The 19,251-nt window shown below is 68.9% G+C and carries 19 protein-coding genes and 1 pseudogene; 17 read left to right on the top strand and 3 right to left on the bottom strand.

From position 1 onward, the window contains the following. The first annotated feature begins 440 nt into the window (after positions 1 to 440). The 5 genes from KTN05_RS15765 to KTN05_RS15745 all read left to right on the top strand — a co-directional run bounded on the left by KTN05_RS15765 (position 441) and on the right by KTN05_RS15745 (position 4,852). Positions 441 to 815 carry a hypothetical protein gene (locus tag KTN05_RS15765; RefSeq protein WP_217330345.1) on the top strand — a complete coding sequence of 125 codons (375 nt, stop codon included), beginning with the start codon at positions 441 to 443 and terminating at the stop codon, positions 813 to 815. Next, positions 805 to 1,284, top strand: coding sequence for a pyridoxamine 5'-phosphate oxidase family protein (locus KTN05_RS15760; RefSeq protein WP_217330344.1), 480 nt, complete (start codon positions 805 to 807; stop codon positions 1,282 to 1,284). The genes KTN05_RS15765 and KTN05_RS15760 overlap by 11 nt, the downstream gene beginning before the upstream one ends. A 159-nt stretch (positions 1,285 to 1,443) precedes the next feature. After that, entirely contained in the window at positions 1,444 to 2,673 is a 1,230-nt protein-coding gene (locus KTN05_RS15755; protein WP_217330343.1) for a putative DNA modification/repair radical SAM protein, read from the top strand. Continuing rightward, positions 2,673 to 4,103, top strand: coding sequence for a UdgX family uracil-DNA binding protein (locus KTN05_RS15750; protein ID WP_217330342.1), 1,431 nt, complete (start codon positions 2,673 to 2,675; stop codon positions 4,101 to 4,103). The genes KTN05_RS15755 and KTN05_RS15750 overlap by 1 nt, the downstream gene beginning before the upstream one ends. 176 nt (positions 4,104 to 4,279) lie before the next feature. Then, a complete protein-coding gene (locus KTN05_RS15745) occupies positions 4,280 to 4,852 on the top strand; it encodes a lipocalin family protein (RefSeq protein ID WP_217330341.1) in 573 nt (190 codons plus the stop codon). A gap of 69 nt (positions 4,853 to 4,921) precedes the next feature. On the opposite strand, the gene KTN05_RS15740 is transcribed toward KTN05_RS15745, so the two are convergent. Then, entirely contained in the window at positions 4,922 to 5,572 is a 651-nt protein-coding gene (locus tag KTN05_RS15740) for an arylesterase (RefSeq protein ID WP_217330340.1), read from the bottom strand. An 88-nt stretch (positions 5,573 to 5,660) separates the two neighbouring features. Here KTN05_RS15740 and KTN05_RS15735 point away from each other — a divergent pair, with 88 nt between their 5' ends. The 11 genes from KTN05_RS15735 (at position 5,661) to KTN05_RS15685 (ending at position 17,339) form a co-directional block, all read left to right on the top strand. After that, positions 5,661 to 6,338: an ABC transporter ATP-binding protein gene (locus KTN05_RS15735; RefSeq protein WP_217330339.1), complete on the top strand. Its 678-nt coding sequence runs from the start codon at positions 5,661 to 5,663 to the stop codon at positions 6,336 to 6,338. A 38-nt stretch (positions 6,339 to 6,376) separates the two neighbouring features. Further along, positions 6,377 to 8,863: an ABC transporter permease gene (locus KTN05_RS15730; RefSeq protein WP_217330347.1), complete on the top strand. Its 2,487-nt coding sequence runs from the start codon at positions 6,377 to 6,379 to the stop codon at positions 8,861 to 8,863. 91 nt (positions 8,864 to 8,954) lie between these two features. Further along, positions 8,955 to 9,491 carry a DUF2585 family protein gene (locus tag KTN05_RS15725; RefSeq protein WP_217330338.1) on the top strand — a complete coding sequence of 179 codons (537 nt, stop codon included), beginning with the start codon at positions 8,955 to 8,957 and terminating at the stop codon, positions 9,489 to 9,491. A 140-nt stretch (positions 9,492 to 9,631) separates the two neighbouring features. Then, entirely contained in the window at positions 9,632 to 10,159 is a 528-nt protein-coding gene (locus KTN05_RS15720) for a TetR/AcrR family transcriptional regulator (protein ID WP_217330346.1), read from the top strand. 27 nt (positions 10,160 to 10,186) lie between these two features. Further along, positions 10,187 to 11,206: a type 2 isopentenyl-diphosphate Delta-isomerase gene (gene fni, locus KTN05_RS15715; RefSeq protein WP_217330337.1), complete on the top strand. Its 1,020-nt coding sequence runs from the start codon at positions 10,187 to 10,189 to the stop codon at positions 11,204 to 11,206. A 107-nt stretch (positions 11,207 to 11,313) separates the two neighbouring features. Then, positions 11,314 to 12,036, top strand: coding sequence for a fatty acid desaturase (locus KTN05_RS15710; protein WP_217330336.1), 723 nt, complete (start codon positions 11,314 to 11,316; stop codon positions 12,034 to 12,036). Then, the gene (locus tag KTN05_RS15705) at positions 12,033 to 12,560 is read left to right on the top strand and encodes a sterol desaturase family protein (RefSeq protein ID WP_217330335.1); all 528 of its coding nucleotides are present in this window, start codon (positions 12,033 to 12,035) and stop codon (positions 12,558 to 12,560) included. The genes KTN05_RS15710 and KTN05_RS15705 overlap by 4 nt, the downstream gene beginning before the upstream one ends. Before the next feature lie 6 nt (positions 12,561 to 12,566). Further along, positions 12,567 to 13,775 (top strand): glycosyltransferase, encoded by a 1,209-nt coding sequence (locus tag KTN05_RS15700; protein WP_217330334.1) that lies wholly within the window; start codon positions 12,567 to 12,569, stop codon positions 13,773 to 13,775. Continuing rightward, positions 13,772 to 14,929, top strand: a complete 1,158-nt coding sequence (gene crtY, locus KTN05_RS15695; protein WP_217330333.1) for a lycopene beta-cyclase CrtY — start codon at positions 13,772 to 13,774, stop codon at positions 14,927 to 14,929. Before KTN05_RS15700 ends, crtY begins: the two co-directional genes overlap by 4 nt. Next, positions 14,926 to 16,431, top strand: a complete 1,506-nt coding sequence (locus KTN05_RS15690) for a phytoene desaturase (protein WP_217330332.1) — start codon at positions 14,926 to 14,928, stop codon at positions 16,429 to 16,431. Before crtY ends, KTN05_RS15690 begins: the two co-directional genes overlap by 4 nt. Then, a complete protein-coding gene (locus KTN05_RS15685; protein ID WP_217330331.1) occupies positions 16,428 to 17,339 on the top strand; it encodes a phytoene/squalene synthase family protein in 912 nt (303 codons plus the stop codon). Before KTN05_RS15690 ends, KTN05_RS15685 begins: the two co-directional genes overlap by 4 nt. A 2-nt stretch (positions 17,340 to 17,341) precedes the next feature. Here KTN05_RS15685 and KTN05_RS15680 read toward each other — a convergent pair whose 3' ends face one another. Further along, entirely contained in the window at positions 17,342 to 18,322 is a 981-nt protein-coding gene (locus KTN05_RS15680; RefSeq protein ID WP_217330330.1) for a polyprenyl synthetase family protein, read from the bottom strand. Between KTN05_RS15680 and KTN05_RS15675 the strand changes: the two genes are divergently transcribed. Further along, complete coding sequence (locus KTN05_RS15675) at positions 18,321 to 18,755, top strand: hypothetical protein (protein WP_217330329.1); 435 nt, start codon at positions 18,321 to 18,323, stop codon at positions 18,753 to 18,755. The two genes, KTN05_RS15680 and KTN05_RS15675, sit on opposite strands and share 2 nt — an antisense overlap. 71 nt (positions 18,756 to 18,826) lie before the next feature. On the opposite strand, the pseudogene KTN05_RS15670 reads toward KTN05_RS15675, so the two are convergent. Then, positions 18,827 to 19,071, bottom strand: a pseudogene (locus tag KTN05_RS15670) (transposase); the annotation flags it as partial. Positions 19,072 to 19,251 lie beyond the last annotated feature (180 nt).

Genomic DNA, 19,251 nt, shown 5'->3' with positions numbered 1-19,251 from the left:
GATCGGCGATGGCCGCCAGCGTCACGCCCGGCCGCGCGCTGCGCTACGCCGGGGCTCCGCGCGCGGCCTCCTACACCAACCGCTGGGACACTGCCACGCACCGACTGACCCTTATCTGGGAGGCCGTGTGAGTGGTGTGAGGCGTATGAGGCGTGCAGCCTGATGAACGTGGCCGCGTTGGTGGCAACCCTGGCGTGGACCTCGGCTTCCGAGTAGCCCCCCTCGAGACAGGCGCGGACGCCCGCCGGAAGCCGTCGAGCGGGCTCATCGTTGCCGGGGTCACATTCAGCCCGACAAACATGGCATTCTGCTCGCGGTCTCTTCCCCGTTCTTGCGGCTCGGCCTGCCCTTGACGTGTCACACCTGCGCCAAAAAAACCTGTGGCGGATGGAACGACATGCCCGGCTGCTCGTTGAAGCTCACCAATGACGGGGGCCGCGATGGACGACGAACGGGTCTGGCGCTTCGAAGAGAGTCTGTGGCGCGCGAGCGATGTGCGCTATCGCGAGCGGGTCGATCCCGACTGCATCATGTCGCTGAGCCGCGCGCCGCACATATTCGCTGGGCGGACAGCGGTCGATGCGGTGAGCCAGACCCCAGAATGGGACGAGGTTGCGTTTGCCGGACGAGAGGTGAGGCGCCCGGAAGAAGGGCTGATCGTCATCGGCTACCGCGTTGCCGCGGCCAAGGGCGAGGCTCGCTTCGAGGCCGCCTGCACCTCGGTCTACCGCCGTCGTGGCCATGATGACTGGACCGTGGTCCAGCATGCCCAGTTCCCCCTTGAATTCCAGCAGGAGACGCCTGATGGCCGATGACAAGCAGATCGAAGCCCGATTCTGGAAAGCGTTGAGGTCCGACCCCGTGATGATGCTGGGTGTGGACGGCGTGGAGGACGGCTTTGCCCGCCCGATGGCCGCCCAGATCGACAAGGACCGCAGCCCGATCTGGTTCTTCACCTCCTCCGACAACCATATCGTCGATGCTGTCCGCGAAGGTCGCCGCGCGATCGCGACCGTGGCCATCAAGGGCGAGCTTTACGCATCCGTCCGCGGAGACCTGTCGGTGTCGCAGGACCGCGCGATGGTTGAGAAGCTGTGGAACCCGATGGTCGAGGCGTGGTTCGAGAACGGTAAGCACGATCCCAAGCTGCGGCTCTTGCGGCTGGACGCCGAAGAGGCGGAGATCTGGCTTGATGGTTCCAGCCTGGTCGCGGGAGTCAAGTCGCTGCTGGGGATCGATCCCAAGAAGGACTACAAGGACGATCAGGCGACGGTTCCGCTTTGACAGGCTTTCGCAAGATTGGCAGGTCTGCGGTGGCTTGAAGTTGAAGTGCAGGGCTTGGCCGGAGGCCACGTCTTGGCAGGTGCCGCGGGAATGCAGGTTTCGAGCCATTCAGATCGATGTTCTTGAATTGTTCGGTCCCGCGTGTTAACCCGGTAAGCGATGAAACCCGACCTTGCCCGCAAGCTCGCGATCCTATCGGACGCGGCGAAATACGATGCCTCCTGCGCGTCCAGCGGGACCGAGCGGCGCGATTCGCGCAAGGGTGGGCTGGGCTCGACCGAGGGGTCGGGCATCTGCCACGCCTACACGCCGGACGGGCGATGCATCAGCCTTCTCAAGATCCTGATGACGAACTTCTGCATCTTCGACTGCGCCTATTGCGTGAACCGCGTCAGCAGCAACGTCGAACGCGCCCGCTTCTCGGTCGAGGAGGTCGTATCGCTCACGCTGGAGTTCTATCGCCGCAACTACATCGAGGGGCTGTTCCTGTCCTCGGGCATCATCCGCAGCCCCGACCACACCATGGCCGACATGGTCCGGATCGCGAAGACGCTGCGTGAGGAGCACGGCTTCAAAGGCTACATCCATCTCAAGACCATCCCCGACGCATCGCCGGAACTGATCGACGAGGCCGGGCTCTATGCCGACCGCCTCTCGATCAACATCGAGCTGCCGCAGGACGAGTCCATCCGCGCGCTCGCGCCGGAAAAGCGCCCCGAGACGATCCGCACCGCCATGGCCCGCGTGCGCGGCGCGCGCGAGGCAAGCCGCGAGACAAGCCACACCGGCAAGCGCCCGGCGCGCTTTGCACCGGCGGGGCAGTCTACGCAGATGATCGTGGGCGCGGACGGGGCGAGCGACGCAACGATCCTGAACACCAGCGCCCGGCTTTACGCAAGCTATGGGCTCAAGCGCGTCTATTATTCGGCGTTTTCGCCCATTCCCGACTCCTCGGCCATGCTGCCTTTGGTGAAGCCTCCGCTGATCCGCGAGCACCGGCTCTACCAGGCCGACTGGCTGATGCGCTTCTATGGTTTCGAGGCGGAAGAAATCGCCTCGGCCACCCCGGACGGGATGCTGGACCTTGGCGTCGATCCCAAGCTCGGCTGGGCGCTGGCGCATCGCGAGGATTTCCCGGTAGACGTGAACCGCGCCAGCCGCGAGCAGTTGCTGCGCGTCCCCGGTTTCGGCACGAAGACGGTGGACCGCATCCTGTCGGCGCGCCGTCACCGGACGCTGGAATGGGACGACCTCGTCCGCATCGGCGCGTCGATGACCAAGGCCAGACCCTTCGTCAGCCTGCCCGGCTGGTCCCCCGGCGGCCTCACCGATGCCGACAACCTGCGCGCCCGCTTCGCGCCCCCACCGCAGCAGTTGAGCCTGTTCTGATGCACCGGGTCGTCCTGCCCGAAACGGGGACGATGGACGTCTGGCGCGATGCGGCGCGTAGGCTCGCCTCGCATGACGTGCCCCCTTCGGAGATCGAGTGGGTCGTGGGCGAGGCCGATCAGGGCCTGTTCGACGCGCAGCCCCTGCCGGCCGGCGAGGGCCGCGCGCTGAAGGTGCCGCGCGCCTTCCTCGATCTGGCGGATCGCGCGATCCTGCACCGCGATCCGGCTTCACCGGGTCTGCTTTATCAGGCGCTCATGCGTCTTCAGGACCAGCCGCACCTTCTGGCGGATGAGGCCGATCCGCTGGTCCGCAAGCTTGAGGTGCTGCGCAAGTCCGTCCGGCGCGACATCCACAAGATGCGCGCTTTCGTCCGCTTCCGCGAGCTTCCCGGCGATGGCCTCCGCCGCCGTTTCGCGGCATGGTTCGAGCCCGAGCACCGCATCGTCGAGGCCAATGCCGGTTTCTTCTGCCGCCGCTTCGCGGACATGGACTGGGCGATCCACACCCCGGATCTCAGCGCACTCTGGCAGGACGGCGCGCTGTCCTTTGCGCCCGGCGCCCCGCGACCCGACCTGCCCGACGACGCGGCCGAGGCGCTCTGGGCGACCTACTTCGCCAACATCTTCAACCCGGCGCGGATCAAGCTCGACTCGATGCGCCAGCACATGCCGCGGAAATACTGGAAGAACATGCCCGAGACCGCGCAGATCCCGGCGATGCTGGCCGGGGCCGAGGCACGCGTCGACGGGATGCGCGCCGCCGCCGCAACGGTGGCCCCGACCCGCGCCGCCGCGATCACCGATGGCTACCGCGCCGCCATGCCGCAGGCGCCCCAGGTCATCGAAACGCTCGATGACGCCCGCGCCGGGTGCCAGCTCTGCACCCGCTGCGACCTGTGCCGAAACGCCACGCAGGCGGTGTTCGGCGAGGGCCTGCCCGATGCCCGGCTGATGATCGTGGGCGAGCAGCCCGGCGATCAGGAGGATCTGGCGGGCCGCCCCTTCGTCGGCCGCGCAGGGCAGGTTTTGGACGGGGCCATGCAGGCCGCCGGCATCGATCGGGGGCGAACCTGGATCACCAATGCGGTGAAGCACTTCAAGTTCACCCCGCGCGGCAAGCGCCGCCTGCATCAGACGCCCAACGGGGATGAGGTGCAGGCCTGCAAATGGTGGCTGGGGCTGGAGCGCGGCTTCGTGCAGCCGCAACTCACGGTGGCCCTGGGCGGCACGGCAGCCTTGGCCCTGACCGGTCGGAAGGACGCCATGATCCGCCGCCGCGGCCGGATGGAGGAAACGGCGGAGGGGCCGGTCCTGATCAGCTGGCATCCGTCCTACATCCTGCGCCTGCCGGATGCGGGCGCCGCCAAGGCTGCGCGCGCGGAGCTGATCGAGGACCTGCGGCTTGCCCGGTCGGTCGTGGCGGGCTGACACCCTGACCCTGAAGGAAGTCACAGGGCGGGAGCCAGAGGCGTGAGGCATCGGATTGGCGCGGGCCGCCGATCTGCAAGCACCCGAACGCCGACGGCCAGGCCACGTTCCCGTGACGGAACTGCACGGCTGCGGGCCTGTTTAACCGCGACACATTCTGCAAGGAAGGACACGCCATGAAGCTGCCTTGCGCCGTATCGGCCCTGATGCTTGCCGCCGCTGCCGCCTTGGCGCAGGAGGCCGGAACCGTCTCCGGGACCGAGATCGATCCGCAGGCCTACACCGGCGTCTGGTATGAAATTGCCAGCGTTCCGGCGCCGTTCCAAGCCGCCTGCGAAGGCGGCACGACCGCGCTTTACGAGCTGATCGACACGCAGACGCTGCGAGTCCTCAACCGCTGCGATGTCGCCGGCGGCGAGGTCGTGGGCGTCGAGGGCACGGCCGAGGTCGTGAACGGGAACCTGAACACCTTCGACGTCCAGTTCCCGCAGTCCCCGGACGAGGCCCGCGTCAACTACGTCGTGGTCGCGGTCGGAGAGATGGAGGGCGACGTCTACTCATGGTCGGCCGTCCGTTCGCCTGAATCGGGCTTCGCCTGGATACTTTCCCGCACGCTGGAACTGGACGCGGGCGACCGCCAGGCCGCCGAAGAGGCGCTGACCGCTGCCGGCACGGATGTCTCGACGCTGCAGGACACCGCGCAGCCGCCTCAGACCTATGATCCGGCCCAAGAGCAGGCGGCGAACTGACCGCGCAGGGCGGCGGCCGGAGAGCGCGGTGCGGCGAGCCAGGCCGGGTTGGTGCCAGCCGTCAAGCGATCATTGTTCGGCGATGCATCCACCCTCGCACGCTCCGAGGCTGTCCACAAACGCCAGCACCTCTGGCCCGATCCCCTCGACGATCACCCTCACGCCTTCAGCGTTCGGATGAATCGCGTCGGGCTGCATCAGCGCCAGCGGTTCCGGCGCCGCCACGATCGGCGCCAGCATCGACGGGATCGCCGGAACGTCATGGGCGGCGGCGACGTCGGTGTAGATCGCGTTGAACGCCGCCCGGTAGTCCTCGCCATAGTTCGGCGGCGCCTCGATCCCGATCAGCATGGCGCCAATGTCCGCATCGCGTGCGGCCTCGAGGATGCCGGCGAGATTGGCCCGACTGACGGCGGGGTCGATCCCGCGCAGCAGATCATTGCCGCCAAGCGCCACGATCAGCCCGTCCACCTCTGGCGTCAGCGTCCATTCCACCCGGCTGAGCCCTCCTGCTGTGGTGTCGCCCGATACCCCCGCGTTGATCAGCGTCACGTCGGCCCCGCGCTCGCGCAACCACGTCTGAAGCTGCGGCACCAGCCCGGCTTCCTGCGGCAGCCCATAGCCCTGCGTCAGGCTGTCCCCCAGCGCGGCCACCGTCACGGGCTGGGCCGCAGCGGGCAATGCGGACAGGATCGTGATGGCGAGCAGGCGCGCGAGCATTGCGGATCTCCGGTTTTCCTGTGATCGGTGCCGCGTGGCGCCGTGTCCCTTTTCCCCGGCGCTGCCGGGACTGTCAAAGGAACGCACGATGCCGCAACCGGTTCTGTCGCTGGAGGATGTGCGCCTGACCCTGCGTTCCGGTGCCGGACCGGTGGAGATCCTTCGCGGGATTACGCTGGAGGTGGCTTCGGGCGAGACGGTCGGGCTTGTCGGCCCCTCGGGGTCTGGCAAGTCGTCGCTGCTGATGCTGATGGGCGGGCTCGAGCGGGCGACAGGCGGGCGCGTGCGGGCGCTGGGGCACGACCTGTCCGCGATGGGTGAGGATGCGCTGGCGCGGTTCCGGCGCGAGAACCTCAGCATCGTGTTTCAGAGCTTTCACCTGATCCCGACCATGACGGCGCTGGAGAACGTGGCGGTCCCGCTGGAACTCGCCCGCCGCCCCGACGCGCCTGAGCTGGCCGCGGCAGGGCTCGATGCCGTGGGCCTGCGCGACCGCGCCCACCACTACCCGGCGCAATTGTCGGGGGGCGAGCAGCAGCGGGTGGCGCTGGCCCGCGCGCTCGCGCCCCGGCCCACGATCCTTCTGGCGGACGAGCCGACCGGCAATCTGGACGAGGCGACGGGGGCGCAGATCGCCGATCTGCTGTTCGGCATGGTCCGCGCGCGCGGCACCACGCTGGTCATGGTCACGCACGCGCCGGACCTTGCCGCGCGCTGCACCCGCACCATCCGGCTGCGCGACGGACGGCTGGAGCCGGCTGCGTGAGCGGCCTGCGCGTCGCCGCCCGCATCGCCCTGCGCGAGATGCGCGGCGGGCTTGGCGGGTTCCGCATCTTCCTGATCTGCCTCGCGCTCGCCGTCGCGGCGCTGGCGGCAGTGGGCACGGTGCGCGCCGCGATCGAGGCAGGGCTGGCCCGCGATGGCGCGCGGCTTCTGGGCGGTGATGCCGAGGTCGAACTCCACTACCGCTTCGCCACGACGGAGGAGCGCGCGGCGCTGGAGCGGATCGCTGCCGCCGTGTCCGAGACGGCCGAGTTCCGGTCTATGGCGACCGTTGACGGTGCAAGCGGGACCGAGCGCGTGCTGACGCATGTGAAGGCGGTGGACGACGCCTATCCGCTGTTGGGCGCCGTGGCGCTCGATCCGCCGATGCCGCTGGACCGGGCGCTTGCGCCCGGCGGCGGCCTGCCCGGCGCGGTCATGGAGCACGCGCTCGCCGAGCGTCTGGGCCTTGCGCCCGGCGACCGCTTCCGGTTGGGCGAGCAGGAATTCACACTGTCCGCGATCCTCGTGAGCTTCCCCGACAACGCCGGCGAAAGCCTCGCGCTCGGCCCCATCACCATCCTGCGGACCGCCGATCTGGCGCAAAGCGGGCTGCTGGCGCCGGGGACCCTGTTTGAATCGCAATACCGGCTGCTGCTGCCGCCCGGCACCGATCTGGACGCGGCGCAGGCCGAGGTGACGGCGGCGCTGGAAGGCGTGGCCCCGCGCTGGCGCGACGCGCGCGACGGCGCGCCGGGGCTTTCGACCTTCGTCGAGCGGCTAGGGGCGTTCCTCGTCCTGATCGGGCTATCCGGCCTCGCGGTGGGTGGCGTCGGCATTGCGGCGGCGGTGCGCGCCTATCTCGATGAGAAGGTCCCCACCATCGCCACGCTCAAGACCCTTGGGGCGAGCCGGGGAATGGTCTTCCTGATCTATCTGCTGCAGATCGGCGCGCTGACCCTGATCGGCGTCGCGATAGGGCTGGCTCTGGGTGCGGGGCTGCCCCTGCTGATCGCGCCGCTGATCCAGTCGCGCCTCCCAATCCCGGCGGCCTTCGGCATCTACCCCGCTCCGTTGGGCGAGGCGGCGATCTATGGCGTTCTCGCGGCGCTGATCTTCACGCTGTGGCCGCTCGCGCTGGCGGCCGAGACGCGGGCGGCGATCCTGTTCCGCTCGGCCGTGGCGCCGGGGCGGCGGGTGCCGCGGGCGGGCTATCTGGGGATGATCGCCGCCGCAGTGCTGGCGCTGGTGGTCGCCGCGGCGGCGTTCTCGGGCGACTGGCGGCTGACGCTGTGGACGCTGGGCGGCATCGCCGGGGCGCTGGCGCTGCTGGCCGCCTGCGCCCTGCTGACGGCCCCCCTCGCGCGGGCACTGACACCGCTGGCACGCACTCGCCCGGCGCTGCGGCTGGCACTCGGCGCCGTTCGGACGCGGCGCGGCGAGGCTTCGGCCGTCGTGCTGTCGCTGGGCCTCGGTCTCGCGGTGCTCGCGGCGGTCGGGCAGATCGACGGCACGCTGCGCAACGCGATCGCGCGCGAGATGCCGGCGCTCGCCCCGTCCTTCTTCTTCGTGGACCTGCAACCCGACCAGATCGACAGCTTCAACGCGCTGGTCCGCGGCAACTCCGCCGTCACCCGCGTCGAGGCCGCGCCCATGCTGCGCGGCGTCATCACGGCGATCAACGACCGTCCCGCGGCCGAGATCGCGGGCGACCACTGGGTCATCCGGGGCGACCGGGGCGTGACCTATTCCGAAAACCCGCCGGCGCGCACCACGATCACGGCGGGTGAATGGTGGCCGCCTGGCTATGACGGACCGCCGCTCATCAGCTTCTCGGCCGAGGAAGGGGCGGAGTTGGGTCTTTCCCTCGGCGACACGCTGACCGTCAACATCATGGGGCGCGACATCACCGGCACCATCGCCTCGTTCCGGCAGGTGGATTTCCGCAATGCGGGCATCGGCTTCGTCATGTCGATGAATCCCGCAGCACTCAGGGGCGCGCCGCACAGCTGGATTGCTACCGTCTATGCCGAACCGGAGGCCGAAAGCGCGATCCTGCGCGAGGTGGCGGACCGCTGGCCGAACGTCACCGGCATCCCCGTGGGCGAGGCGATCGAGCGGGTGTCGCAGCTTCTCGCGGGCATCGCAGCGGCGGTGCGCTGGGGCGCGGCGGCCACGCTGGTCACGGGCTTCGCCGTCCTGATCGGCACCGCACTGGCCGGCGCCCGCAGCCGCCGCTACGAGGCGGCGATCCTCAAGACCCTGGGAGCGAGCCGCGCGGTAATCCTCGCCAGTTTCGCAATCCGCGCGGCGTTGCTGGGGCTGCTCGCCGGGCTGGCCGCGATCGCCGCCGGGGTGGCGGGCGGCTGGGTGGTCGCGCGCTTCGTGCTGGACACCGACTACGCGGAGATCTGGTCCAATGCGGCGGCTCTCGTGGCGGGCGGCGTCCTTGCGACGCTGGCAGCGGAACTGGCCTTCGCGCTCCGGGCGTTGAGCGTCAGACCCGCCGCCGTGCTGAGAGCCGAGTGAGCGGCCCGTTCGCCGGCGAGGAGGGCGCAGCCTTTTGCACTATGACGACACGGATCGCCGAGCGGGGCTTGCCCGTCGCCCGCCTCTGTCCTTGCTCGCCACTCCACCGGCGCTGGAGGTCGCGCTCGGCATCCTGCTGGTGAACGGGGCGGTTGTCCTGTGGCTTTTGCTTCTTGGCCGCGGCGTCCTGCCTGACGGCGTGCCGCTGCAATGGTGGAGCGGCAGCACGCTCACGGCTGACAATTCGCAGCATCTGGCGGATTTCTATTCGGCGCTGCACGCCATCTCGGGCGCGGCGCTCTATTTCGCGGCGCGGGCGATCTGCCCGGAATGGCCGCTCCGCAGGCGGTTCATCATGGTGATCGCGTGCAGCGGCGTCTGGGAGGTGGTCGAGAACACCCCTGCCGTGATCGCGCTCTTCAACGATCCCGGCAGCCTCAACGTCTATCGCGGCGACAGCATCGTGAACGCGCTGAGCGATACCGCATTCGTTGCCTTCGGCTTCCTGGCGGCGCATAGTCTGCCGCGCTGGTTGATCATCGCGACCGGCGCGTTGGCCGAATTCACCGTGGCTCTCATCATTCACGATGGCTTCGTGCTCGGCACCGCCAGAGTGGTCCTGCGCTGAGGGTGCAGGAAGCCGGCGTGAGACCGGTGGATCGGGGAGAGAGGCAAGTGAGGCCCAAGGGTGCCCGTAACGCGCGCTTTGACGAGCGCCGGGCGAAATTGCTTGACCGGCTCAAGGCCAGGTTGTCGCAGCGAGACGCGATGCGGCCGACCCTGCGCGAACTAGCGGCGGCCGCCAGATGCAGCGTCTCGACCCTCAACCATTATTTCGGCAAGCGGAACGACATTGTGCTGGCGGTTTTCGCCCAGTCTGGCGAGCGCGGGCAGGGCCAGTTCCAGGCGACCCGGATCCCCGGTCCCGACTTCGAAACCTCGGTGCGCGAGGCCGCGGCGCTGTCATGGACCGTGCTCACGCAACATGGCGTTGCGGGCGTGCTCGCGATGGGGATGGTCGAGGGGATGGGCGACGACCTCCTCGGTCCCGCCTTCATCGAGTCGATGTTCGAGCCATTCGTCATCGCCCTGACCGAACGCTTCGACGCTCATGTCGCGCGGGGCGAGATGCGGCCCGTGGACACGCGCATGGCCGCGCTGACACTCGCCTCTCCGCTTCTGCTGGGCGCGCTGCACCAGAAGGAACTCGGCGGCGCGCGCGATTATCCCCTGGATGGAGACGCCTATCTTGACCACGTGGTGGAATCCTTCGTCCGCGCCTATCGTGTGGATTGACCGCCCCTGATCGGCATCGGAGACCGGATGGACGACATCGCAGAGCGGAAGTCCGAGCACATTGCGATTGTGACCGCGGGCCGCGGTGTGCAGGACACCCGCGGCACGGGATTTGACGCGATCCGCTTCGTCCACAACGCGCTGCCGGAGCTTTCGCTGGAAGAGATCGACACTGGAGCCCTGTTTCTCGGCCGCAGGCTTGCCGCGCCGCTGATGGTGTCCGCCATGACCGGAGGGCCGCGCGAGGCCGGCCGCATTAACCTTGTCATCGCCGAAGCCTGCGGCGCTCTCGGGTTGGCGCTCGCGGTCGGATCGCAGCGAGTCGCAATTGAGGGGCGCGGCGCAGGCGGCCTCGGCCGCGAGTTGCGGGCGAAAGCGCCGAATGTCCCCATCCTCGGAAACCTCGGTGCGGTTCAGCTTGGGAGGGGCATGGGGCTGGACGAGGCACGCCGCGCGGTCGACATGCTGGAGGCCGACGCGCTGATGTTGCACCTGAACCCGCTGCAGGAAGCGATCCAGTCGGGCGGCGACCGTGACTTCTCGGGGCTGCTGACCCGGATCGAGGCGCTGGCCCGCGCCCTGCCTGTGCCGCTGGGCGTGAAGGAGGTCGGAGCGGGCCTGTCCGCTTCGGTTGGTCAGAAGCTGCTGGACGCCGGAGCGGTAATTCTCGACGTGGCCGGCCTTGGCGGCACAAGCTGGGCACGGGTCGGGGCCGAGCGTGGCGACGACAGGCTGCGCCGGATTGCGGCGCCCTTTTTCGACTGGGGCATCCCGACCGCCGAGGCGGTGGCCGCGATGGCACCGCTGATGCGGTCCGGCACGAAGCTGATCGCATCGGGCGGTGTCCGGCACGGGCTGGATGTCGCCCGTGCTGTTCGACTGGGCGCGGATCTGGCGGGACAGGCGGCCGGCGCGCTGCCCGCCGCCCGCGAAGGCGCCGAGGCGCTGACGGTGCATCTGTCAGAAGTCGTCGAGCAGCTTCGCATCGCCATGTTCTGCACCGGCTCGCGTGATCTTGCCGCACTTCGCCGCGCGCCACTGGCCTGAGCGATGCTCGCGGCCAGGCGCGCGCACGACAAAGCTTTCGGTGGAAACCACCGCCTTGTTGTTTTAGTTTGTGACAGTCGATACACGATGAGCAAGGGAGACGAGGCTTGTCCGAGACGCTAAAACGCTCCCCTTCCTCCGGCCTCGTCGGCATCACGCTGGCAGCCGGCGTGATCTGCGCCTGGGCCGCCCTGCACGTCTTTGCCGTCTGGCATCTGGACGCCGCGGCTAGGCCCGTCGTGGCGGTGCTTTGCCTCATCGGGCTGACCTGGCTCTCTGTCGGGCTGTTCATCGTCGCCCATGATGCCATGCACGGGGCCATAGTGCCCGGATGGCCGGCAGCCAACGCGGCAATCGGCGCGCTCGCCCTTCTACTCTATGCCGGGTTCTCCTGGCGCAAGCTGATCGTCAAGCACATGGCCCATCACCGCCACGCCGGCACGGATGACGACCCCGACTTCGGCCATGGCGGGCCGGTTGCCTGGTATATCGCCTTCGTCCGCACCTATTTCGGCTGGCGCGAGTTCTGGGTGCTGGGCGGCTCGACGATCCTTTACGCGCTGATCCTCGGGTCCCGCTGGCCCTATGTCGCGTTCTGGGCAGTGCCGTCGATTCTCGCCTCGATCCAGCTGTTCGTCTTTGGCACGTGGCTGCCGCACCGGCCGGGGCATGACGCCTTTCCCGACCGGCACAACGCCCGCTCCACCCGCCTCGGCGATCCGCTTTCGCTGCTGACCTGCTTTCACTTCGGCGGCTATCATCACGAACACCATCTGCATCCCTCGGTGCCGTGGTGGCGGCTGCCCTCGACGCGCAGGACTCGCCCGTGAGCGTCCTCGCCCCGATCCTGATTGTCGTCCTGACCGTCGCGGTGATGGAGGGCGTGGCCTATTCCGTCCACCGCTGGATCATGCACGGCCCCATGGGTTGGGGCTGGCACAAGTCGCATCACGAGGAAACGCACGGTTCCTTCGAGAAGAACGACCTTTACGCCGTCGTCTTCGCCGGCCTGTCGATCGTCTTGTTCATGACCGGCAGCCGCTGGTGGCCGTGGCTCTGGTGGGTCGCCGTGGGGATGAGCGTCTATGGCGTGATCTATTTCATCGTCCATGACGGGCTGGTGCATCAGCGCTGGCCGTTCCGCTATGTCCCCCGGCGCGGCTATTTCCGCCGCCTCTATCAGGCCCACCGCCTGCATCACGCGGTCGAGGGTCGCGACGACTGCGTGTCCTTCGGCTTCGTCTATGCGCCGCCGGTGGACGATCTGAAGGCGCGGCTGAAGACGTCAGGCGTTTTGGGGCAGCGGCAGTCCCGGCATCCCGACGCATGGCGCGCCGACCGCGCGGAGGACTGAGCCCGCATGGCCCGCATCGCCTTCTGTCTGCCTGCGCTGCCCAGCCACGCTGTTGTCCACGGCGCGCTCGCCCGGGCACTGGCGGCGCGGGGGCATGACTGCCGCATGGTGGGCGGCGGGGGATTGGGCCCGTTGGCGGCGCGCGAGGGCTTGGGATTCGAGAGCCTTGGCACCCGAGAGCCCGATCTGCGCGCCGCCGGTCTTGTCCGCACTTTGCGGGCGACCGCCGCGGCCACGCGCGCTTTCGTCCAGCACGGCCCGGAGGCGCTGGGGCGGCTCGCCCCCGATCTCGTCATCGCCGATCAGGCCGAGCCGGGCGCGAGCCTCGCCGCCGAGGCGGCCGGCATCCCGCGCGTGACGCTCGCCTCGGCCCTGCCGCTGGACCGCGACGAGGCGATCCCGCCGCCCTTCGTCGGCTGGCCCTTCCTTGCGGGCGAGGCCGGCCGCAAGCGCAATCGCGGCGGCTGGCGGGTGGCCGACGCGCTGATGAGCCTGCAAGCGCGGGCCTTGGCCGAGGGCTGCCGCGCTCACCGCCTGCCGCTGCGGTGGCGGATCGACGAATGGATTTCGCCTGATCTCGACCTGCGCCAGATGGTGCCGTCGCTCGACTTCCCGCATCACGTCGGCGCAGGCGCTCGGGCGGTCGGGCCGCTGCGGGACGACCCAGCAGACGCGTTTACGCTGGACACAGGCGGCAGGCCGCTGGTCTTCGCCTCGTTCGGCACCCTGCAGGGCGGACGGAGGGCGCTGCTGGCGGCCATCGCCGAAGCGGCCGAGGATTTGGAGGTCTGCCTTGCCCTCGCCCATTGCGGCGGGCTGACCCAGGCCGAGGCGCAGGCTTTGCCCGGCCGCAATGTCGTCCGTGACTTCTTCCCCCAGCGCGCTGTGCTGGCACGGGCTGCGGCCTGCGTCACCCACGCGGGGCTGAACACCGTGCTGGACTGCGCGGCGGCGCAGGTGCCGATGGTGGCGATCCCCCTGGCCTTCGAGCAGCCCGCGACCGCCGCGCGTTTGTCGTTTCACGGCGCTGCGCGGGTCGTCCCGCCTCGGCGGGCCACTCGCGCCACAATCCGCGCGGCCTTGGCGGTGGTCCTTTCCGATCCCTCGTATCGCGCCGCGCTGGCCGCCCCCGCCGCCGAGATCGCGGCCGCCGGAGGCTTCACCCACGCCGCCGACCTGATCGAAGCGCGGCTGGCACACAGGGCCGCCGCATGACGCCCGACCTGATCCTCGCGGGCGCGGGCCTTGCCAATGCGCTGATCGCGCTGGCCGTAGCCGAGGCGCGGCCGGGCGCGCGCATCCTGATGCTCGACCGCGCGCCGGGGCCGTCCGGGGCGCATACCTGGTCCTTCCACGATCCTGACCTGCGGCTGGATTGGCACCGCCGCCTCTCCCCGGCGATCCGCTGCCGCTGGCAGGGACAGGACGTGCGTTTCCCCGACCACGCCCGCAGCCTGCGCGCGGGCTATGCCTCGATGGACGGCATGGGGCTGACCCGGCTTCTTGCAGAAACGCCCGGCGTCACCCTGCGCTGGGGGACCGGGATCACGGCACTTGACGCAGGCGGCGTGACGGTTGGCGGCGACCGGATCGACGCGCCCTGCATCATCGACGGGCGCGGCGCGGCGCCCACGCGCCATCTCGTCACCGGATACCAGAAGTTCGTGGGGCTGGAATTCGAGATGGACGCCCCTCACGGCGTGACCCGCCCGCTCATCATGGACGCGACGGTGCCGCAGCAGGACGGTTATCGCTTCGTCTATCTGCTGCCCTTCTCGCCCACGCGCCTGCTGATCGAGGATACGCGCTACAGCGACGGTGCCACGCTGGAGGAGGACGCGATCACCCGCGCCGTCATGGCCTATGCCCACGATCATGGCTGGACCGGCCGCCGGGTCCGGCGAGAAAAAGGCGTGCTGCCCATCGCGCTGGCCCATGACGCGGCCGCCCTCTGGGCCGAGGCGGAAGGCAGCGCCGTGCCGGTCGGCCTGCGGGCGGGACTGTTCCATCCCGTCACGGGCTACTCGCTGCCCGTGGCCGCGCAAGTGGCGGACGTGGTGGCCGCCATCGATCCGCTGACGACCGCCGCCATCTTCAATGGCGTGCGCGCGCACGCCATCGGCCGCGCCAATGACGACCGCTTCCTGCGCCTGTTGAACCGGATGCTGTTTCACGGCTGCGCGCCCGCGGAACGCCACCGCGTCCTGTCGCGCTTTTACCGCCTGCCCGAGCCGCTGATAGAACGCTTCTACGCCGGGCGGCTGACGCGTCTCGACCGCCTGCGGATCGTCACCGGCAAGCCCCCCATTCCCATCCGCGACGCGCTGCCCTGCCTGCGCGAAGCGCCGCTGCTGAAGGAAAGCCCGTGACCTTCCACACGAACCCGGCGCGGACCGCCATCGTCATCGGCGCCGGCTTCGGCGGGCTCGCCCTCGCCATCCGCCTGCAATCGGCGGGCATCGCCACGACGCTGCTGGAGGCGCGAGACAAGCCCGGCGGCCGCGCCTATGTCTGGCGCGAGGAAGGCCATGTCTTCGACGCCGGGCCGACCGTCATCACCGACCCCGATTCCCTGCGCGAGCTTTGGGCGCTGACCGGGCAGGATATGAGCCGCGACGTGACCCTGTTGCCGGTCAGCCCTTTCTACCGCCTGCTCTGGCCGGACGGGAAGCGCTTCGATTACGTCAACGATGGCGACGCGCTGGAACACGAGATCGCCAGTTTCAACCCCGCCGACCTCGACGGCTACCGGCGTTTCCACGACTATGCCGAGCAGGTCTATCAGGAGGGCTACCTGCACCTCGGCACCGTGCCGTTTCTCAAGCTCGGGCAGATGCTGCAGGCCGCGCCCGCGCTGGTGCGGCTGAAAGCCTATCGGTCGGTCCACAGCGTCGTGGCGCGCTTCATCAAGGACCCTCATCTGCGGCAGGCGTTCTCCTTCCACACGCTTCTGGTGGGCGGCAATCCGTTTTCCACGAGTTCGATCTATGCTCTGATCCATGCGCTGGAACGCCGCGGCGGTGTCTGGTTCGCCAAGGGCGGCACCAATGCGCTGGTGTCCGGCATGGTCGCCCTGTTTCAGCGGCTCGGCGGCACGCTGCGCCTGAATGCCAAGGTCGCGCGGATCGAGACGCAAGGCGCGCGGGCGACAGGGGTTCTGTTGACCGATGGAGCCCGACTTGAGGCCGACATGGTCGCCAGCAATGCCGACGTGATGCACAGCTACCGCGACTTGCTGGGCGTCACCCGGCGCGGGCGGACCAAGGCCGCGCTGCTGAAACGCCAGCGGTGGTCCATGTCGCTGTTCGTGATCCATTTCGGCCTGTCGACGCGACCCGAGGGGCTCGCCCACCACACCATCCTGTTCGGCCCCCGCTACCGCGAGTTGGTGAACGAGATCTTCCGCGGCCCCAAGCTGGCCGAGGATTTCTCGCTTTACCTTCATTCGCCGAGCGTCACCGACGACAGCCTCGCCCCGCCCGGCATGTCCACGCACTACGTCCTCTCCCCCGTCCCGCATCTCGGCCACGCGGCCATTGATTGGGCCACCGAGGGCGAAGCCTATGCCGACCGCATCCTCGCCAGCGTCGAGGAGCGGGTGATCCCCGACCTGCGCGCCAACCTGCGGGTCAAGCGCATCTTCTCGCCGGCCGATTTTGCATCGGAACTGAACGCCCATCACGGCAGCGCCTTCTCGGTCGAGCCGATCCTGCGGCAATCCGCATGGTTCCGCCCCCACAACCGTGACCGCAGCATCCGCAACTTCTACATCGTCGGCGCGGGCACCCATCCCGGCGCGGGCATCCCCGGCGTCGTGGGTTCCGCCAAGGCCACGGCGGGCGTGATGCTGGCCGACGCAGGCGCCCCATGAGCGCGCCCGTCGCCGAATCGCAGGCCGCCATTGCGGCAGGGTCGCAAAGCTTCGCGGCGGCGGCGAAGCTGATGCCGTCCGGCATCCGCGAAGACACGGTCATGCTGTATGCGTGGTGCCGCCACGCCGATGATGTGGTGGACGGGCAGGTGCTTGGCAGCGCGCCCGAGGCGGGGGGCGATCCGGCCGAACGGCTCGCGCGTCTCAAGGCCGACACGCTGGATGCCCTGCACGGCAGCGGCCCGGTCAACGCGCCCTTTGCCGCGCTGCGGGCGGTCGCGCGGCGGCACGATTTTCCCGAATGCTGGCCCTTGGACCTGATCGACGGCTTTGCCATGGACGTGGCCGGGCGGGAGTATCAAACGCTGAGCGATACGCTCGACTACAGCTACCACGTCGCCGGCGTCGTCGGCGTGATGATGGCGCGGGTGATGGGCGTGCGCGACCCAGCGGTGCTGGACCGCGCCTGCGATCTCGGGCTGGCGTTCCAGCTGACCAACATTGCCCGCGACGTGATCGACGATGCCCGCATCGGCCGGGTCTATTTGCCTGGAGACTGGCTAGACGAGGCCGGGGCGAGTATCGACGGAGATGTCCCGACGCCCGAGCTATACGCGGTCATCCTGCGCCTTCTCGATGCGGCGGAGCCCTACTATGCCTCGGCCCTCGCCGGGCTGCCCGTGCTGCCCCCGCGTTGCGCTTGGTCGATCGCAGCTGCGGCTCGCATCTATCGCGCCATCGGCACCCGCATCCGCAAGGGGGGCCCCAAAGCATACCGGCAGCGCATCGGCACCTCTGGCCCGGCCAAGGCACGGCTCGCCATGCGGGCTCTAGCAGACACCGGCCTCTCGCGGCTTGCACCCCGATCTGCCTCGCGGGACGACCTCTGGACCCGCTCACGAGGCTGAGATCAGGCGGCGCGGATTGCGCTGATCGGCAGCACCCGCGCGATGTAAAGGGCAAGCGGGCGGCTGTCGAACCTGCAGTTTGCCAGAATGGCGTCGATCTCGATGCGCTGTGCGTCGTAGCGGGCCTTCGCCGAGGACAGGTCACGCACCGCCAGCACACCGCGAGCGGGCCCCGGCCCAACGACGTCACGTCCCGTGTCCTTCCCCAGCGTGCCAGTGGAGGCCTCGACATCCAGCAGGTCGTCGTAGGACTGAAACGCTCGGCCCAAGCCCCTCCCCAACAGGGTGAGATTAGTCCGATCCGCCGCGTTCAGCCGCTGGATCAGACCGAGCATCTCGAACCCCGCGACGAACAGGGCGCCCGTCTTCAGGTCCTGTTCACGCTCGATCCCGCTCGCGTGCTTGGGCGCGTGAAGATCCAGATCCTGCCCGCCGCTCAAGCCAACTGGACCGACAGCGCCGGCCAGCACGGCGACCAGCCGCGCGCGCGTCGCCTCGTCGGTCTCGCGCGCGGTGGCCAGCAGCCGCATCGCCTCGGTCACCAGCGCGATCCCCGCCAGGATCGCCCGGCTTGCGCCATGAACCAGATGCGTGGTCGGTCGCCCCCGGCGAGTCTGGGCATCGTCCATGCAGGGCAGGTCGTCGAACACGAGGGACGCAGTATGGACCAACTCGACCGCGCAGGCCGTGTCGATGAGAGCCGTGCCGGCACCGCCCGTCGCCTCACCGGCGATCAGCAGCAGCATCGCGCGGAACCGCTTGCCGGGTGCCAGCGCTGCCTCGGCCATCGCCCGCCCCAGTGCAGGAGAGGCTGCACCGAAGTCCAAAGCTATTTCGGCCAGTCGGGCGTCCACGATGGTGCGCCAGGTGAAAGGCTCCGTCGAGTCACGCATGCTGACCTCATCCATTGGAACCGCCGAACTCTTTACATCTGACACATGATCCAGAATATGAACCAACAGGAGACCGACGGAAAGCCGCATGGATGTCCTTCAGAACCAGACGGGCAATATCAAGAACCTCGACGTGCCTGAGATCATGAGCCTCTTCGACGATCCCTGGACCGATCCCGCCGATCGTGACGCGCTCGGTCTCGGCTTTGTTCCCCCGCCCACATTCGCTGCGATCGCGGCTGACGGACTTGCGCTTCGCACGCGATTCGGGCGCGGAGGAGCGGCAGTGGGAATCGCTCGCGCCGAGGGGCTTGCCCGGCGCCATCCTCTGCAAGCAGCCGAAATGCGCGTGATTGCGGGCTGGTTCGCCCGACATTCCAAGATCCAGCGTGCGGCCGGATCGGCCGATCCCCACAGACCATCGGCTGGCTGGATCACTTGGCAGCTATGGGGTGGTGACGCCGGACGCGCCCGGGTCGAGTCGGAGCGGAAGCATTGGGCGGGTATTCTGCAGAGCCGCTGATCATGATGACGATATGAGGGTCGTCGCTGCCAGATTGGGCAGGATGATCAGCAGGAATGCGACGAAGACTGCGTCCGCTCGGCGATTTTCGCATACAGGCTTTTCACATCCACCACCGGAGCCACCTTGGCGGGGGCGACAGCGCCGAAAACGCCGAAGGCGCCTTCCAGAAGCTGCGTGCGACATTGAGTGATCTGGTTCGGATGAACGTCAAATTGCTGTGCCAGTTCGGCGAGCGTCTTCTCGCCCCTGAGGACGGCCAGCGCCACCTTCGCCTGAAGGCCGGGCTGTGGCCCCGGCGCGGTCGTCTGCTCATGGTCTCTCCTCGCTCGCGGCAATCATGCCGATGTCGCGCGGATAATCCACTCAACGCCCCTGTTCAGAATTCCCGAGCCCGCTCCTCCGGGCTGGGAGCCGCTGGCCTGACCACCGGAAAGCACAAGGCCGGCGGAGCTCAGTCTCCGGCCGGCTGCGCCTTCTCGAAGTTGCAGGGCCG

Source organism: Paracoccus sp. Z118 (assembly GCF_019061185.1).
Lineage (GTDB): Bacteria > Pseudomonadota > Alphaproteobacteria > Rhodobacterales > Rhodobacteraceae > Paracoccus.
This window is presented reverse-complemented; position numbering and strand designations above follow the sequence as displayed.

Excerpts from the sequence above, each read along its gene's own strand:
- KTN05_RS15755 (WP_217330343.1), top strand. The coding sequence starts at position 1,444 with ATGAAACCCGACCTTGCCCGCAAGCTCGCGATCCTATCGGACGCGGCG.
- KTN05_RS15765 (WP_217330345.1), top strand. The coding sequence starts at position 441 with ATGGACGACGAACGGGTCTGGCGCTTCGAAGAGAGTCTGTGGCGCGCG.
- KTN05_RS15720 (WP_217330346.1), top strand. The coding sequence starts at position 9,632 with ATGCGGCCGACCCTGCGCGAACTAGCGGCGGCCGCCAGATGCAGCGTC.
- KTN05_RS15735 (WP_217330339.1), top strand. The coding sequence starts at position 5,661 with ATGCCGCAACCGGTTCTGTCGCTGGAGGATGTGCGCCTGACCCTGCGT.
- KTN05_RS15740 (WP_217330340.1), bottom strand. The coding sequence starts at position 5,572 with ATGCTCGCGCGCCTGCTCGCCATCACGATCCTGTCCGCATTGCCCGCT.
- KTN05_RS15680 (WP_217330330.1), bottom strand. The coding sequence starts at position 18,322 with ATGCGGCTTTCCGTCGGTCTCCTGTTGGTTCATATTCTGGATCATGTG.
- crtY (WP_217330333.1), top strand. The coding sequence starts at position 13,772 with ATGACGCCCGACCTGATCCTCGCGGGCGCGGGCCTTGCCAATGCGCTG.
- KTN05_RS15685 (WP_217330331.1), top strand. The coding sequence starts at position 16,428 with ATGAGCGCGCCCGTCGCCGAATCGCAGGCCGCCATTGCGGCAGGGTCG.
- KTN05_RS15760 (WP_217330344.1), top strand. The coding sequence starts at position 805 with ATGGCCGATGACAAGCAGATCGAAGCCCGATTCTGGAAAGCGTTGAGG.
- KTN05_RS15750 (WP_217330342.1), top strand. The coding sequence starts at position 2,673 with ATGCACCGGGTCGTCCTGCCCGAAACGGGGACGATGGACGTCTGGCGC.
- fni (WP_217330337.1), top strand. The coding sequence starts at position 10,187 with ATGGACGACATCGCAGAGCGGAAGTCCGAGCACATTGCGATTGTGACC.
- KTN05_RS15700 (WP_217330334.1), top strand. The coding sequence starts at position 12,567 with ATGGCCCGCATCGCCTTCTGTCTGCCTGCGCTGCCCAGCCACGCTGTT.
- KTN05_RS15730 (WP_217330347.1), top strand. The coding sequence starts at position 6,377 with ATGCGCGGCGGGCTTGGCGGGTTCCGCATCTTCCTGATCTGCCTCGCG.
- KTN05_RS15745 (WP_217330341.1), top strand. The coding sequence starts at position 4,280 with ATGAAGCTGCCTTGCGCCGTATCGGCCCTGATGCTTGCCGCCGCTGCC.
- KTN05_RS15675 (WP_217330329.1), top strand. The coding sequence starts at position 18,321 with ATGGATGTCCTTCAGAACCAGACGGGCAATATCAAGAACCTCGACGTG.